Genomic DNA, 14,821 nt, shown 5'->3' with positions numbered 1-14,821 from the left:
GTTATTGGTCCCGGTCACCCATTACCTGTGCCCGGGCGGGTTCAAACCGAAGCGGCTACACCCCCTGTCAGGCGCCGAATGTTTTGGCCAGCGCGGTTGCGCCCCAGGCAGTCAGGGTAAATGCCCTGGAATTGAGATGACGGTTGTAACGATGCCGTCCCTGAACATACATCTGCACCAGGCCCTGCTCGCGTAAACGGGCAAAATGACCGCTCGCGGTGGACGCCGCAATATCGGCCAGTGCGGCAAGTTCAGTGGCCGTGCGAGCACGGCCATCCAGCAGCGCGCACAACATTATTGAGCGTGACGGATCAGCAATTGCACCCGCTACCGCCGCCTGGGAAAGCTCCGCAGCCTCTGCATCCATAGTTCACTCAACCCTGAAATATCGATGATTTTGCGGACTGCTCCGCTTTATGTTGGTCTTAGAAATTGATAAGGGTTTTCAGACCAAATACCACCACACCCGTCTCACCCGAAAGTCGCCCGGATTTTTACGTACTGCACATTGGGCTGGACCGTGATGACCGGTGCTGACGCCGTAATACAACTCAGCCGGGTACTCGATGTGCGGAATGTACTGCTCTGTTACCCCGATCGGCAGCATGCTGTTGACCTTAAGGCCACCCACAGCCAAACCGATCTCATCCTTCGGGCGAGCGTCGAAGGGTGCGCTCAGAAATAACCCGGCCTGCCAGGCTTGCTCGACATAAAACACATCGAGGTCGGTCTGGATGACGTTGGCAAACAACAAAAGGCCGCGAGCTGAATTTGACGAGTCCTGACAGACCTGTTGTTGCGCCATTAGGTAAAAGCCAGTGGCGTTACCTTTCTGATCCGCGGGCGCTCGTGTCAGGCCAATCGGCTGGCCATCGCGATCTCGATACATATCGATGTTACCGCCAATGGATTTTTGACCCAGGGGCCGACGCTATTGTGCCCCAATCCATCGACCTAAAAACGAAACTCAACAATGAGTTGTATTTTTGAAACTGGGTCAATGAAATTTCGGCAGATGGGTGAAAAATGCGTCAGCGCCAACACGCATTGTTTCGGGGCATTGAGCCGGGACCTCCCTGATCGGCTCAGTCCTTGCTCTCCATCGACCATTTCTGGATCATCCCGTACAACTGTTTGGCAGCATAAGAGAGCACTCGCCCTCGACGACGAATTAGACCCAGGGTACGGAAAACCTGCGGTGCTTCCAGGGGAACGCTGCGCAACTTGGAGTGCGCGCCTGGTCGGGGCATTGCAAGGAGCGGTACAGCGGCGACTCCCAGTCCTGCCTCTACCATGTCGACCACGGTTCTAACGTGCCGCGCTTCGCAGACTGGGTGTGGCATTGTGGGAACGTCCGCCAGTGCCAGGTCAAGAAGAAAGCGGTTACCACTGGCCTTGGCGACGGCAATGTAATCGTATTTTTGTATATCTGCCCAGGTCACAGAAGTGCGTGCGGCCAGCGGATGATCATAACGGCAGGCAAGTACAAAGCGCTCTTTGAACATCGCCTCAAATTCGATGTTGATTTCTTGCGCCCCGATATAATTAATTCCGAAGTCCGCCTCACTTCGAACGACGCTTGAAAGTGCGTGGCTCGCACCCTCATCCATCACACGGACCAGTATTCTAGGGTAGACGCGCGATACTCTTTGAGCACGTCGGGCAGAAAATGGATGACAGCAGAGGGTACGCAGGCAACGCTCACTTCGCCATAAAGATGGCTGGTTCCCTCATTGATCCCTAGGAGCGAAGACTCGAAGGTATTTAGCACCTCCCGCGCTTTGCGGGCGAAATCACGCCCGACAGCCGTAAGGTCGACCCGCCGTGTGGTTCGTTCGATCAAGCACACGCCTAGGGTGCTCTCCAGCTTGGCGATGCGGCGGGAGAGAGCAGGCTGCGACAGGCGCAGATCCAGTGCGGCGGCGCTGAAGCTGCCACGCTCGGCCACAGTCACGAACGAGCGCAGGTCACTCATTTCTATTTTATGTCCGCCGCGCATAAGTCCATCCGATTCATGCAATGAACATAATGATCCGTTTCCTTCATGATCGTTTAGTGCGCATCCAGCATGTGCCACCGGACAACGATAAGCAAAGGAGCACGCGCATCATGAACTCTTTCAATCGCCGCAGTCTTTTGAAGGTTGGGGCTCTTGCCTCAATCGCTGCGGCCACACCAGGTCTGACATTTGCAGCCGAGGCTGCAAAGCAGGCACCCACGAATCCGGTCGCCATACCCGGGAATGATGGCCAGGGTGTCACCCGCACCCTTGCGCGCTACATTGTGCAAGCGCGTTACGAGGATCTTCCCGTTAACGTTCGCAAGGAAGGTACACGGACCTTACTCAACTGGGTGGGCGTAGCCGTCGGCGGCTCACACCACGAAACCCTCGACCGCGCCATCGCGGCCTTGAATCCATTTTCCGGGCCCGCGCAGTCGAGCCTGCTGGGCCGCTCGGAACGCTTCGACGTCATGAATGCGGCGTTCTTGAATGGCGTCGCCGGCCATATATACGATTTTGACGACACCCACCTCAAGACCATCATCCATCCCGCCGGTCCGGTAGTGTCGGCGATTCTGGCGCTCTCGGAATATCACCCGGTGACAGGTAAGGAATTTCTTAATGCACTGATCCTGGGTGTCGAAACAGAGTGGCGTATTGGCAATTCGGTCTACCCCGATCACTACGACATCGGGTGGCACATCACCGGTACGGCTGGTGTATTTGGCGCAGCCGCGGCGGCCGGCAAACTGCTCGGCCTGACTGAACAGCAGATGGTCTGGGCGCTGGGCCTGGCTGCATCCCAGCCGGTGGGGTTGCGTGAATCCTTCGGCTCGATGAATAAAAGTTTCAACCCAGGGCGAGCCGCCAGCAATGGGTTGTTCGCGGCCTTGCTGGCGGCCAAGGATTTCACTAGCTCATACGCGATGATTGAAGCCAAGCGCGGCTGGGCGCATACCATCAGCACAAAGCAGGACTTCTCCGAGATCACCGACGGCCTGGGCAGCCGGTATGAATCAGCTCTCAACACCTACAAACCGTTCGCATGCGGCATCGTGATTCATCCCGCCATCGACGCCTCTATTGAGCTGCGAAATGAAAACTCGCTGACCCCCGAGCAGATTGCTCGAGTCGATCTCAAAGTGCATCCTCTCGTGCTTGAGTTGACCGGCAAAAAAACACCGAAGATAGGTCTTGAGGGTAAGTTCAGTGTCTACCATTCGGTGGCGGTCGCCATCATCCAAGGGGCAGCCGGGGAACGCCAATACAGCGACAATGCTGTACTTGACCCGACTGTTATTGCCCTGCGTGACAAGGTGATCGCCACCATTGACCCCGCCATCAAGCCAGAGCAGGTAGACATGACCATTACCTTGAAAGATGGGCGCACACTTCACAAGTTTATCCAGCATGCCATCGGCAGCCTTGAAGTGCCGATGACCGATCAACAGCTGGAGGCGAAGTTTATCGACCTGGCCAAAGGCATTTTACCGGACGAACAGGTACGCAAGCTAATCGCGACGTGCTGGGACGTGGAGCAACTCGACAGCGCAGCCAACATTGCCAAAGCAGCGACAGTTGCCAACTGACGCGTAATCCATCATCGATGGACAGACACTCACGCATCACACACGCTACCCCTGGGTACCAAGGAGAATTCTCTTAACGTTGATGCGGTCAGCCGAGTCTGCATTGCATCGATTACGACCTCATGTTCCCAGCGATTCACACGGCGCGCCTTACCCATCGTCCATTGCTTTGCATTGCGCAGGACTGGCGTCCGAAAAGTAGTAACAATGCAATAACATGCCGTCTTCCATCGACGAATACCGCCTGGTTAGAGAAGAGATTGCGACAAAGAACTACTTCAAAGCCCTACAAATTGCTGGCAGAGACTGCGAATAGCCTTCGTTATCCTTACGAAAGTTGGCAATCGTTTTGAAGTCCGGAACCAAACGGCCTGTTAGCCTCATCAACTCGACGTTACCGGGGCCTCACGCTCAGGCCGTCGGCCGGACTGAATCCGATTGAGATAACCGGAGATATGGCAGTGGTAGATCGCTGCACCAGCCATCTCGATGGCTGATGCGCCGAAAATCGTAAACGTTGAAAGGGCGGTTGCCTGATGAATGACTCACAGCGAGCCTGTGAACTGGCAAAGGTGCTCATTGCCAACTGAAAAATCCCATTCGACCCTGCACACCTCAGCGTATCGATAAATATCCTGTCGAGATATCTGGAGGCGCTTGAAACAACGCTGCATGACCAGACAGTGCTGGCCAGCAAGCCTTACACGGATATCGATGGCCATGCGCGCACAAGCCGCGAATGCTCGATCAAACTCAATTGTCGCAAGCCTTCCCTGGCATGTGCGGATTGAGACCCAATGAGTTGCCGAACAAAGCCACTCCCCGGCAAAAGCCGTCCGAGGGCACCTGCCTGACGATTATGCTAGCTCCCGCTGACGTACCCGCCGTCGACCGGTAAGGTCACGCCAGTAATGTAAGCCGCTGCCGGCCCACTGAGGAACAGTGCCGCGCCCACGAGGTCGCTGGCTTCCCCCCAACGCTTGAGCGCCGTGCGTTGCTCGATTTTTTCCGCGGCTTTGGCGTCTTCCCACAGCCCGCGCGTCATGTCGGTGCGGTGGTAGCCGGGGGCGATGGCGTTGACGCGAATGCCCTTGGGGCCGAAGCGATGGGACAGCGCACGGGTCAGCCCCACCACCCCGCTTTTGCTCGCGCAGTAAGCGGGCACGTCGGCGTCGGCCATGTAGCTGAGCATCGAGGCGATGTTGATGATTGAACCACGGGATTTTTCCAGCAGCGGCAAGGCCGCCATGGACAAGCGCATGGCGCTGGTCAGGTTGATGTCGATGACGTTCTGGAACACCTCGTCGAGGTACTCGTCGCCAGGGCGCGCAATGCCTGCGGCGTTGATCAGGATGTCGAGCGTGCCAAGGGTTTGCACGAAGTCGAGAATCGCGCCCGGGTCGCCCACGTCCAGCCGTTTGAAGCTCAAGCCTGGGGTAGCGGCTTGCGCGGCCAGTGCCTGGATTTTTTGCGTGGAGCTGCCAGCCGCGATCACCCTGGCGCCAAGGTGGGCGAACCCACGGGCGATTTCCAGGCCGATGCCGCTGGAGCCACCCGTGACCAGGACGGTCTTGTCGGCAAACAGGTTCGAACTGAAGCTTTGCAGAAAGTCGTGCATGAGTACTCCTGGGTCTAGCGCGAAGTGAGAAAAGGGCTTAACGGGTTTCAGTGACCTTTTGCAGGAACTGCGGCTGGTCAGGGTTGCGTCCCCTGGCAATGGCCAGAGCCTCGGCCACGCCGTAGAAGCTTTGGATCAGCGTGAAGGGTTCGAGCAGCGGGTGTTGGGTGGTGACATAGGGCAAGTCGACGCCCTCGGTTTTTGCCGGGCCAATCACCAGCACTTTGGCACCACGCTCACGCATCGCATCGGCGAACAACAGGGTTTCACCTTGCTCGGGGCCATTGGGGGCGAAGACCACCAGCGGATACCCAGGCGCGATGATTTCCATCGGTCCGTGGCGCACTTCCGCGCTGCTGTAGCAGGCGGTTTGAATCGCGCAGGTCTCCTGCAATTTGAGCGCGGCCTCGCGCGCCATCGGCAAGGCCCCGCCCCGCCCCACCACCATCGCGGTATCGGAGTTCAGCAATAACTCGAGGGCAGCGGACCAATCCAGGTCCAGCGCGGCGCTCATCTGGTCCGGCAGTTGCGCCAAGGCCTCCAGCAGCGCTTTGCCGTGGCCACGGTGATGGCTCAAGAACGCTATGGACTGGACGCTCGCCATCATCATCGCGACGCAGCTTTTAGTGGCGGCGACGCTGACCTCGTTTCCCGCAGGCAGCAGGATCGCGTTGTCAGCCACTGCCGCCAGTGCCGAGTCCGGCGTGTTGACGATGGCCGTGGTGCGCGCACCGCGTTGCTTCAAATAGCGCAGGCTGTCCACCAGATCCGGGCTTTTACCGGATTGGGAAAACCCCAACGCGCAGGCATTTGCCAGTTGCAGCGGCGCAGGGGTGAGGCTGACCAGCGACAAGGGCACCGCAAACGATGCAATCCCCAACTGGCGCATCGCAGCATGGTGAAAGTACTCCGCCGCGTGGGCCGAACTGCCCCGCGCGACGCTGACAAAAAGCCCCGGCTGATCGACCGCCCAACGCGCAGCCAAGTCGAGTACCGCCGCATCATCGTCCAACATTCGGCGCAGCACATCCGGGATGGCCTGCACCTCGTTCAACATCATAGACATGAGTATTTACCTGCGCACCGGCCCGAACGCCGGTGCATCACTGGTTGCATGAGCGTCGACTTACAACAGCCGCTGCAAGACTTCCACGACCCGCTGGGACGTCACCGGAAACGGTTCATTGTGAATAATTTCGCCCTCGCGACAGGCCCGGGCGGCAATCCGCTGCAACATCTCAAGGCTCGGGTCGACGATGCCCAGGTCAGCCAGGCGCGTGGGCAGGCCAATCTTCAGGCAGAACGCCAACACCTCGCTGAACACTGCAGGCGGGACCTCCTGCAACAGCAACTCGGCCAATACACCGAGGGCGACCTTTTCACCGTGTAGGAAACCATGGGTCTCGTGCAACTCGCAAAGGCCATGGTGGATGGCATGCGCCGCCGCCACACCGCCGGACTCGAAACCCAGGCCGCTGAGCAGGATGTTGGCTTCGACAATACGCTCCAGTGCCGGGCCTGCGGTTTTTTCGCGGCATTCCTGCAAGGCGGCAAAGCCGTGTTCGAACAGGGTGTCACGGCAGAACCGCGCCAGCTCGTAAGCCACCGGCAAACCGGTCAGGCCCAGCACGTTGTTGGCCCCGCTGCGACGGCACGCGTCGGCTTCATAAAACGTCGCCAGCGCGTCGCCCATGCCGGCCACCAGAAAGCGCGGCGGCGCCTTGGCGATCAGCGCGGTGTCGACAATCACCAAGTCCGGGTTGCGCGGCAGGAACAGGTCGTACGCCACGCTGCCGTCTTCACCGTACACCACGGCCAATGCGCTGCACGGCGCATCGGAAGCGGCGATGGTCGGCACCACCACGCAGGTCAACTCCAGGTGATGGGCCACGGCCTTGGCGGTGTCCAACGCCTTGCCGCCACCGATGCCGATGACCACTTCGGCACTTCGGGTGCTGGCGCGATCCACCAGGCGGGCGATCTCCGCTTCGGTGCAATCGCCGCCATGGCGTTGCAGGTCAATCTGCTTGAACAGCTTGCAGGCGGTGGTGACCTCGTCGGCGTAGAGCGAATAAATCCCCGCGTCGAGAATGATCAGCGCCGAGCTGCCGAATATCGCTGCTTCATCGCCCAGGTGCGCCAAATAGCCCGGTCCTTGCAGATAACGGCCGGGGAAACGTGCGCCCTTCAGGGCGCCTTCTTTACCAGCAGACATAGCCACCATCCACTAACACAATTGAGCCGGTCATGAGGCTGGAGGCCTCGCCCGCGAGGAACAGGATCACCGAGGCCACTTCATCGGGGCGGCCAAGACGGTTCATGGGCGTGCCGCCGACCCAGTAACGGTACATTTCTTCGTTCTGGTACACGTGGGCGGTCATGTCGGTGTCGATGTAGGTCGGGGCCACCGCATTCACGCGTACGCCACGGCTGGCCCATTCGGCCGACAACGAACGTGTCAGGTGATGCACGCCCGCCTTGGAGGCGTTGTACTGGGCCTGGGCCTGGGGCCGGTTGACGATGAAACCGGACATCGAGCCGACGTTGACGATATTTCCGCCACCGGCTTCGAGCATGGCCTTGCCAAACGCACGGCAGCACCAGAACACCCCGTTGAGGTTGACGTCCATCACCTTCAGCCAGGTCGCGTCATCCATGTCTTCAGCGGGCTGGGAAATCGCGATGCCGGCGTTGTTGATCAGGATATCGATCTTGCCGTACTCGGCCACCAGTTGGTCGCGCAACTGGTCGATGGCCTTGGGGTCGGTCACGTCCAGGCGATGGCTGACCGCCCAGTGGCCCTGCTCCACCAGATTGGCCGCGACGGTTTCCGCCAGTTCGCTGTTCAGGTCGGTGATCACCAGGCGCGCGCCCGCCTCGGCCAGCGCCTGGGCAGTCGCCAGGCCGATACCACGGCCGGCACCGGTGACGATCGCAAGTTTGCCGCTCAAATCGAATTTCTGCAGATACATACCGCAACTCCTTATTGGGACCAGGCTTGGCGCCCATCTATTTGCACACCTAACAGCTGCGCCAGTTGTTCGGCGCAGGTCACTGAAATCACTGTGTCGGGGAACTGCATGCCGGCCGTTTCGGCCTCGGGCAGGGCGAACACCGTCATGCCCGCCGCCACCCCGGCGGCGGCGCCGGTCGGGCTGTCTTCCACCACGGCGCAGCGCCCCGGCTCGACGCCCACCAGCCACGCTGCACGCAGGTAAGGCTCGGCGTCGGGCTTGCCGTGGCGCACGTCGTTGCGGGTCACGCTGAGTAAATCCACCTGGTTCAGGCCCAGCGCCTGAATGTTGGCTTCCACCAGCATTCGGTCGGAATTGGAAACGATGACTTGCGGGCAACCCAGCGCGGCGAGCTGCCGGTACAACGCGACGGCCGGCGCGCGGGCCTGCAAGGTGGACGCGCCACTGAGGTACGCCGCGTACTTGCGCCGGGTGAACTGCGGGTAGTCGAGTGTCAGGCCCAAACCTTCGACCAGCAGCGCATGCACCGCATGGGCCGAACGCCCCACCAGTTGCTGCTGCAAATCTTCAGGCCACGCCAGGCCCAGCTCACCGAGCACCTGGATCAGGGCCGTGAAGTGCAACGGCTCGCTGTCGATCAGCGTGCCGTCCATGTCCCATAGAACCGCTGGAAATTTCATAGTGCGAGCCTGTCGAGGTCGTCATACATTTGCTGGCTGTGCAGGTACAGCCGGTTGAAAATCGGCTGCATGCGCTGATACACCTCTACCCATTCCGGGTCCGGCAGCACGTCGTCGGCGTAGCGCACGAAATGCTCGGCGGCATCCTCTGGCGTCGAGAAGTGCCCCACCGCTGCCGCCGCCAATGCCGCGCAACCGATCACGCCGCATTCGGCCTCTTCAGGCACGGCAATCGGGATCCCGTAGATACTCGCCTTGACCTTCAGCCACAGCGCCGACTTGGCACCGCCGCCGGAAGCGACGACCCGTTGCAGCGGTTGGCCGGTAGCGGTTTGCATGATGTCGATATGGCGCGCCGCCGCGAAGGCCACGCCTTCCAGGACCGCGCGGTGCAGGTGCGCCAGGCCATGGTTGGCGGCGATCCCGAAGAACTGCGCACGGGCATTACGGTGATCACCCAGGCGCTCACCGGACAGATACGGCGCAAACAACAACCCATTGCTGCCAGCCGGCGCCTGGGCGGCGCGGTTGGAAATATCGGCGTAGCTCAGGCTGTTCTCGTGAAACGCCCGGCGCGCCCAGCGCATCGCGTCGCCACCGGATTCCAGCAACACGAACGGCCCCCAATCGCTGACGCAGGCGACGTTGGAGATTTCCGGGTCGAGCAGTGGTTGGCGGGCAACCGTGGTGATGATGCACGAGGTGCCGGTCACGTCCGAACCCAGCCCTGGCCGGCAGACACCGGAACCCAGCAATGACACCGGGTAATCCCCGCCGCCGACTAATACCGGGGTGCCCACAGCCAGCCCGGTTTCCTGCGCCGCAACGGCATTGATGCTTCCCAGAATTTCCTGGGGCGAGCGAATCTTCGGCAGGATCTGCGCGCGAATCCCCAGCCGGTCGAGCATCTGCGGCGACCAGTCACGGGTTTGCGGGTCCATCAGGAAACTGCACGAAGCTTCGGTCCAGTCCTGGGCAATTTCACCGGTCAGGCGATAGTTGATGTAGTCCTTGGGCATCATCACTGCCGCCGTGCGCGCAAACGCGTCAGGCTCGTTGTCGCGCAGCCATTGCAGCTTGAAAGCCGGCCAGGCCGGGGTCGGCGGATTGCCGCTGCGGCTCAGGTAATCTTCGGGCCGATTGTTTTTTTCGAACGCCTGGACCAGCGACGCGGTGCGCTTGTCATTCCACAGCAGCACCGAGGGGCTGGTGAGTTGACCGTTGGCATCAATCAATACGGTGCCGTGCATCTGGCCACAGGCGCAGATGGCGGCAATGCGCTCGCGGGCATAAGGGTGCGCATCGAGCAGCCCGCGAATCGCATGGATCACCCCGGCCCACCAGTCTTCCGGGCGCTGCTCGGCCCAGCCGTATTGCTGCACGATCTGTTCGTGCTCGCGGCTGACGATCGCCAGGATCGTGCCGCGTGTATCCACCAGGGCGGCACGGGCGCTGCCGGTGCCGACGTCGATGGAAAGGTATAGGTCTTGAGACATTGTAATTTTTATCCTCTTTAACCCTGAGTGCTGTGTGCCTCAGCGCTTGAGCCAACCCGTGCCCTTTTGCAGGAGCATCGCGACAACGATGATGACGCCCATGAACACTTGCTGGTGATAACCCGGCACGTTGATCAGGTTCATGATGTTGCCGATGACACCGAACACCAGCACGCCAAGCAAGGTATTGAACACACTGCCGCGCCCGCCCATCAGGCTGGCGCCGCCGATGACCACTGCGGCAATCACATCCAGCTCCGAGCCCACGCCAACAGTGGCCGAGCCCACGCCCGAGCGGCTGGTGGAAATGATCCCGGCCACCGCCGCCAAAGCGCCGGATATGGCATACACCGCCAGCACGTAGCGGGCAACCGGAATCCCCGACAACCTGACCGCTTCTTCATTCGAACCGATGGCCTTGATCAGGCGCCCGAACTTGGTGAAGTTCAGCACCAGCGCGGCCACCATGAACACCCCGAGCATCAGCAACACCGGCATCGGCACGCCATACACAAACGAGGTGCCGAAATCGGTGATGGTGTCGCCCCGCTCGCCCATCATGATCGGCTGGCCGTTGGAAATGATCAGCGCCATGCCACGGGCAATCGCCATCATCGCCAGGGTCATCACGAACGGTTGCAAGCGCACATAAGCCACCAGCACGCCGCTGATCATGCCGCAGGCGGCGCCCGCCAGAATCACCATGGCGATCGAAGCGCCAGTGCTGTATTGCGCGACGATCACCGCCGACAACACGCTGCCCAACGCGGCAATCGAGCCCACCGAGAGGTCGATGCCACGGGTCAGGATGACCAGCAACATGCCCACCGCCATGATTCCCGTGCCGGAGACCTGGCGCAGCACGTTCATGATGTTGCGTTCACTCAGGAACGACGACGAGAGCATCGTGGCGCACACCACCAACAACAGAAAGATGACGGCGGTGCCGTAGCGCCGGAAAAATTCACCGAAGTCGAACTTGGATTTGCTGGGCACGGTTTTGACAGAAAGCGAAGTCATGTGCGGATCTCCACATGGGAAAGTGCCGGGCGATGGGTCATGGCCATCGACAGTAGGTTTTCTTCGGAATAATGATCAGGTTGCAGCTCGCCGCAGATCTGCCCTTCGGACATGACCAGCACGCGGTCGCACAAGCCGAACAACTCATGGTGTTCAGAGGAAATGACAATCACCGCCAGGCCATTGGCGGCCAGGCCTTCGATCAATTCGTAGATTTCGCGTTTGGCGCCGACGTCCACGCCACGGGTCGGCTCGTCGAGAATGATCACGTCGCCGCCCAGATGAAACCATTTGGCGAGCACCACTTTTTGCTGGTTGCCGCCCGACAGGCTGGACACCGGGGCGTCGATGCTGGAGGACTTCAGGCGCATCTGCCCGGCGAGTTTTTCCACCACGCCACGCTCGCGATCCGACTGGATAAACCCGAACAGGTTAAGCACTGAAGAGAAGTTGGCCATGGTCACGTTGGCGCGAATCGGCATGTCCAGAATCACGCCCTGCCCTTTACGGTCTTCGGGCACCAGGCCGATGCCGGCCGCCACCGCATCCTGCGGGCTTCTGAGCTTGAGCTTGCGGCCCTTGAGAAACACCGCGCCGCTCTCACAACGGTCGGCGCCGAAGATCAGGCGTGCAACTTCGGTGCGGCCCGAACCGACCAACCCGCCAAGCCCCAGCACTTCGCCGGCCTTGACCGAGAAACTGACGTTACGCACCTTGCGACTGGCATTCAGGTTCTCCACCCGCAGCACTTCGCTGCCGTGCTGGCGGGCGTTGCGGTCGCAGAACAGAGTGTCTACCGGGCGCCCGACCATCAGCCGGATCACCTCGGAAACACAGGTGTCGGTGGGCGTCACGGTCGCAACCCACTGGCCGTCTTTCATCACGGTCATGCGGTCGGCGATCTTGAACACCTCGTCCAGACGGTGAGAAATATAGATCACCGCCACCCCGCGCTTGCGCAGGCCGTCGATGATTTCCAGCAGGCGGTCGGCATCCTGGGTCGAGAGCACGGCGGTGGGTTCGTCGAAGACAATCACCCGCGCCTGGCGGGACAGCGCCTTGGCAATCTCGACCACTTGTTGGTGCGCCACGCTCAGGTCACTGACCAGCGCCGAGGGGTCGATTGAGAAGCCCAGGCGATCAAGAATTTCACCCGCTCGCGCCCGCAGCTTGCCCCAGGAAATAAAGCGCGGCAGGTCGTACAGGAAGATGTTTTCCGCCACGGTCAGGTCAGCGGCCAGGGCCATTTCCTGGTGGATAATGGTGATGCCACGCGACATCGCATCGCCGGGGCCCTTCAACGACAAGACTTCGCCGCCGATAATCAACTGGCCCTGATCAGGTTGCAGCTCGCCGCCCAGCACGCGCATCAAGGTGGACTTACCCGCACCGTTTTCACCCAGCAACGCATGAACCTCGCCTGCGTGGGCTTGCAACTGTGCGCCATTGAGTGCGTGGATCCCACCGAACGACTTGGTGATCCCGCGAAGCTCGATCAACGATTGCGACATCGTGAGTGCTTCCTTTGTTGTTTTTGTCATGAATGAAGCGAAGCGATGCCCGCAGGCACCGCCTCAGCGCACGCGTTGTTTCAGAACGTCGAGTCGGCGCGGTAGTACTTGTCGACGTTGTCGATGCTCACCGCCGCAGGCTCGGTGTAATACACCCGCGGGAAGTCGGCAGGCAGTTTGCCCTGTACCGCCTGGATGCCGTATTCCGCCGCCAGGGTGCCGATCACGTCAGGATCGTTAAGGCCGGTCACGCCGTACTTGCCGTCCTTGATCAGACGGTACGCCTCTTTTTGCCCGTCGGCGGCCGCCACCAGCAGCACCTTGTCCAGCTTGCCGGCCTGTTCCAGCGCCTTGCGTGCGCCGAGCACCATGGCGTCGTTTTCACCCAGCACCACGTCGATGTCCGGGTGGGCGACGAGCAAGTCTTCCATAGCTTTCAAGCCGCCCTCGTTGGTCCAGCCACCCCAACCCTGGCCAACAATGTTCGCGTTGGACGAGCTGCCCTGTTGCAGTTGCGCCTCGACCAACCCCCGAATCACGCCCAGGCGGCGCTCTTCACCGACTACGTTGCCCTTGGCACCGGAGATCAGTGCGATTTTCAGTGGTTTGCCTTTGGTTTTCTTCGCCAGCCAGGTACCGATCAGGCGGCCGTTCTGGTCGTTGGAGGATTGAATCAAGGTGACGTAATTGGCGCGCGGGTTGAGTGCGCTGTCCACCACCACGACTTTGACGCCGGCCTTGGCGGCAGCATTAACCGCCGGTACCAGGCCTTCGGGGTCACGCGGGTCAATGATCAGTACGTTGATGCCACGGGCGACCATGTCTTCCACGTCACCAATCTGTTTGGCCATGTCGTTCTGGCCGTCGGCGGTGGTCACTTTGCAGCCCAACTCCTTGGCTTTTTTCGAGGCTGCTTCCTGTTGAGCGGCATAGAACGGTGCGCCCAGGGTGAACATCGAGATGCCCACCATGCATTCGTCGGCGGCTTGCACCGTGTGGCTGAGAAACCCGGCAAGGGCCAGTGCGGAGCAGGTAAGGCGAAGTGGACTGAACATGACTACCTCTTTTATTGATCCGGCGAACAGCCCTTAAGTGGTTTGCCCGGGATCGATCTTGTTATTGGCATCAGGCATCGCGGCCTGCGGTTTACGTATATTTATTACGTAAAACGTTCTCACGTCAACAGATTGAAACGCCTATCGCTGAAAGATTTGGCAAAATAAGGCTTTTTAAACCGATTTAAATGTGCTTAAAATTTCCATAACGTAATTTTAGTACAAAAAAAGGTAACTCAGTAATGACTATCCGTGAGCCCATAACCTGCGAAGTGGACGTGCCTGACGGCCGATTGCTCAACAGCAGTGGCGCCTATATCAAGAAGCTTGCAGACCTTGAAGGCCTGTACGCCGACAGCCAGGCCTTTGCAGAGCACGTAGCTCGCGAGGCCGGGCGCATCGTCTACGACGTCACCGAGCAACGCCCGACCACCGAGGCTGGCGATCTGATTTTCGGGGTCACGAGAATGAGCCCCGGCAAAATCGGTAACGAGTTTTTCATTACCCGTGGACACATCCATGCCAGGGCCGACCGCCCGGAAATTTATTACGGCCAAAGTGGCCGCGGCGTGATGCTGATGGAATCCCCGGACGGCGAAACCCGCACCGTGGAAATCAGCGCGCACACCATCTGCTATGTACCGCCGTACTGGATTCACCGCTCGGTGAACGTCGGCGACGACGACCTGGTGATGGTGTTCGTCTATCCCACGGACGCCGGCCAGGACTACGACATCATCGCCCGCTCGGGCGGCATGCGAACCCGCATCGTCGATGACGGCAAGGGTGGCTGGACGGAGGTGGAAAACACCGACTACCGGCCACGCAGCCAGGAACAGATCAGCCACATTTTCCAGCTCACTGCGGCCAGGTAA

12 protein-coding genes and 3 pseudogenes are annotated in these 14,821 nt (G+C 60.2%); 2 read left to right on the top strand and 13 right to left on the bottom strand.

Annotated elements, in window-relative coordinates; genetic code table 11:
• Positions 1-124: 124 nt before the first annotated feature.
• The 3 genes and pseudogenes from AOC04_RS06270 to AOC04_RS06260 all read right to left on the bottom strand — a co-directional run.
• Positions 125-367, bottom strand: a pseudogene (locus tag AOC04_RS06270) (ArsR/SmtB family transcription factor); the annotation flags it as partial.
• A 78-nt stretch (positions 368-445) separates the two neighbouring features.
• Positions 446-889: a carbohydrate porin gene (locus AOC04_RS06265; RefSeq protein WP_060691645.1), complete on the bottom strand. Its 444-nt coding sequence runs from the start codon at positions 887-889 to the stop codon at positions 446-448.
• Between the two features lie 196 nt (positions 890-1,085).
• Positions 1,086-1,999: pseudogene (locus AOC04_RS06260) on the bottom strand (LysR family transcriptional regulator).
• 29 nt (positions 2,000-2,028) lie between these two features.
• Here AOC04_RS06260 and AOC04_RS06255 point away from each other — a divergent pair.
• On the top strand, positions 2,029-3,591 hold the full coding sequence (locus tag AOC04_RS06255) for an MmgE/PrpD family protein (protein ID WP_205891790.1): 1,563 nt from the start codon (positions 2,029-2,031) through the stop codon (positions 3,589-3,591).
• 281 nt (positions 3,592-3,872) lie between these two features.
• Here AOC04_RS06255 and AOC04_RS23355 read toward each other — a convergent pair.
• The 10 genes and pseudogenes from AOC04_RS23355 to AOC04_RS06210 all read right to left on the bottom strand — a co-directional run.
• Positions 3,873-4,046 (bottom strand): annotated as a pseudogene (locus AOC04_RS23355) (transposase); the annotation flags it as partial.
• A 407-nt stretch (positions 4,047-4,453) separates the two neighbouring features.
• Positions 4,454-5,209 (bottom strand): SDR family NAD(P)-dependent oxidoreductase, encoded by a 756-nt coding sequence (locus AOC04_RS06250; RefSeq protein WP_060691643.1) that lies wholly within the window; start codon positions 5,207-5,209, stop codon positions 4,454-4,456.
• Positions 5,210-5,246: 37 nt separating this feature from the next.
• Positions 5,247-6,275, bottom strand: coding sequence for an SIS domain-containing protein (locus AOC04_RS06245; RefSeq protein WP_060691642.1), 1,029 nt, complete (start codon positions 6,273-6,275; stop codon positions 5,247-5,249).
• 60 nt (positions 6,276-6,335) lie between these two features.
• Complete coding sequence (locus tag AOC04_RS06240; RefSeq protein ID WP_060691641.1) at positions 6,336-7,424, bottom strand: glycerol dehydrogenase; 1,089 nt, start codon at positions 7,422-7,424, stop codon at positions 6,336-6,338.
• Positions 7,411-8,181, bottom strand: a complete 771-nt coding sequence (locus tag AOC04_RS06235; RefSeq protein WP_060691640.1) for an SDR family NAD(P)-dependent oxidoreductase — start codon at positions 8,179-8,181, stop codon at positions 7,411-7,413. Before AOC04_RS06235 ends, AOC04_RS06240 begins: the two co-directional genes overlap by 14 nt.
• A gap of 11 nt (positions 8,182-8,192) precedes the next feature.
• Complete coding sequence (locus AOC04_RS06230; protein ID WP_060691639.1) at positions 8,193-8,864, bottom strand: HAD family hydrolase; 672 nt, start codon at positions 8,862-8,864, stop codon at positions 8,193-8,195.
• Positions 8,861-10,360 carry a xylulokinase gene (locus AOC04_RS06225; RefSeq protein ID WP_060691638.1) on the bottom strand — a complete coding sequence of 500 codons (1,500 nt, stop codon included), beginning with the start codon at positions 10,358-10,360 and terminating at the stop codon, positions 8,861-8,863. The genes AOC04_RS06230 and AOC04_RS06225 overlap by 4 nt, the downstream gene beginning before the upstream one ends.
• Before the next feature lie 39 nt (positions 10,361-10,399).
• Entirely contained in the window at positions 10,400-11,380 is a 981-nt protein-coding gene (locus AOC04_RS06220) for an ABC transporter permease (protein ID WP_082363660.1), read from the bottom strand.
• Positions 11,377-12,891, bottom strand: a complete 1,515-nt coding sequence (locus AOC04_RS06215; protein WP_060691637.1) for a sugar ABC transporter ATP-binding protein — start codon at positions 12,889-12,891, stop codon at positions 11,377-11,379. Before AOC04_RS06215 ends, AOC04_RS06220 begins: the two co-directional genes overlap by 4 nt.
• Before the next feature lie 80 nt (positions 12,892-12,971).
• On the bottom strand, positions 12,972-13,946 hold the full coding sequence (locus tag AOC04_RS06210) for a substrate-binding domain-containing protein (RefSeq protein ID WP_060691636.1): 975 nt from the start codon (positions 13,944-13,946) through the stop codon (positions 12,972-12,974).
• Positions 13,947-14,188: 242 nt separating this feature from the next.
• Here AOC04_RS06210 and AOC04_RS06205 point away from each other — a divergent pair, with 242 nt between their 5' ends.
• Positions 14,189-14,821 carry a glucose-6-phosphate isomerase gene (locus AOC04_RS06205; protein WP_060691635.1) on the top strand — a complete coding sequence of 211 codons (633 nt, stop codon included), beginning with the start codon at positions 14,189-14,191 and terminating at the stop codon, positions 14,819-14,821.

Source organism: Pseudomonas versuta, assembly GCF_001294575.1.
Taxonomy (GTDB): Bacteria; Pseudomonadota; Gammaproteobacteria; order Pseudomonadales; family Pseudomonadaceae; genus Aquipseudomonas; species Aquipseudomonas versuta.
Note: the sequence above shows the minus strand (reverse complement) of the source record. Positions and strands in the feature narration are given on the sequence as shown.

Coding starts and splice junctions, on each gene's coding strand:
- AOC04_RS06255 (WP_205891790.1), top strand. CDS start 2,029: ATGATCCGTTTCCTTCATGATCGTTTAGTGCGCATCCAGCATGTGCCA.
- AOC04_RS06220 (WP_082363660.1), bottom strand. CDS start 11,380: ATGACTTCGCTTTCTGTCAAAACCGTGCCCAGCAAATCCAAGTTCGAC.
- AOC04_RS06250 (WP_060691643.1), bottom strand. CDS start 5,209: ATGCACGACTTTCTGCAAAGCTTCAGTTCGAACCTGTTTGCCGACAAG.
- AOC04_RS06245 (WP_060691642.1), bottom strand. CDS start 6,275: ATGTCTATGATGTTGAACGAGGTGCAGGCCATCCCGGATGTGCTGCGC.
- AOC04_RS06240 (WP_060691641.1), bottom strand. CDS start 7,424: ATGTCTGCTGGTAAAGAAGGCGCCCTGAAGGGCGCACGTTTCCCCGGC.
- AOC04_RS06215 (WP_060691637.1), bottom strand. CDS start 12,891: ATGTCGCAATCGTTGATCGAGCTTCGCGGGATCACCAAGTCGTTCGGT.
- AOC04_RS06205 (WP_060691635.1), top strand. CDS start 14,189: ATGACTATCCGTGAGCCCATAACCTGCGAAGTGGACGTGCCTGACGGC.
- AOC04_RS06230 (WP_060691639.1), bottom strand. CDS start 8,864: ATGAAATTTCCAGCGGTTCTATGGGACATGGACGGCACGCTGATCGAC.
- AOC04_RS06210 (WP_060691636.1), bottom strand. CDS start 13,946: ATGTTCAGTCCACTTCGCCTTACCTGCTCCGCACTGGCCCTTGCCGGG.
- AOC04_RS06265 (WP_060691645.1), bottom strand. CDS start 889: ATGTATCGAGATCGCGATGGCCAGCCGATTGGCCTGACACGAGCGCCC.
- AOC04_RS06235 (WP_060691640.1), bottom strand. CDS start 8,181: ATGTATCTGCAGAAATTCGATTTGAGCGGCAAACTTGCGATCGTCACC.
- AOC04_RS06225 (WP_060691638.1), bottom strand. CDS start 10,360: ATGTCTCAAGACCTATACCTTTCCATCGACGTCGGCACCGGCAGCGCC.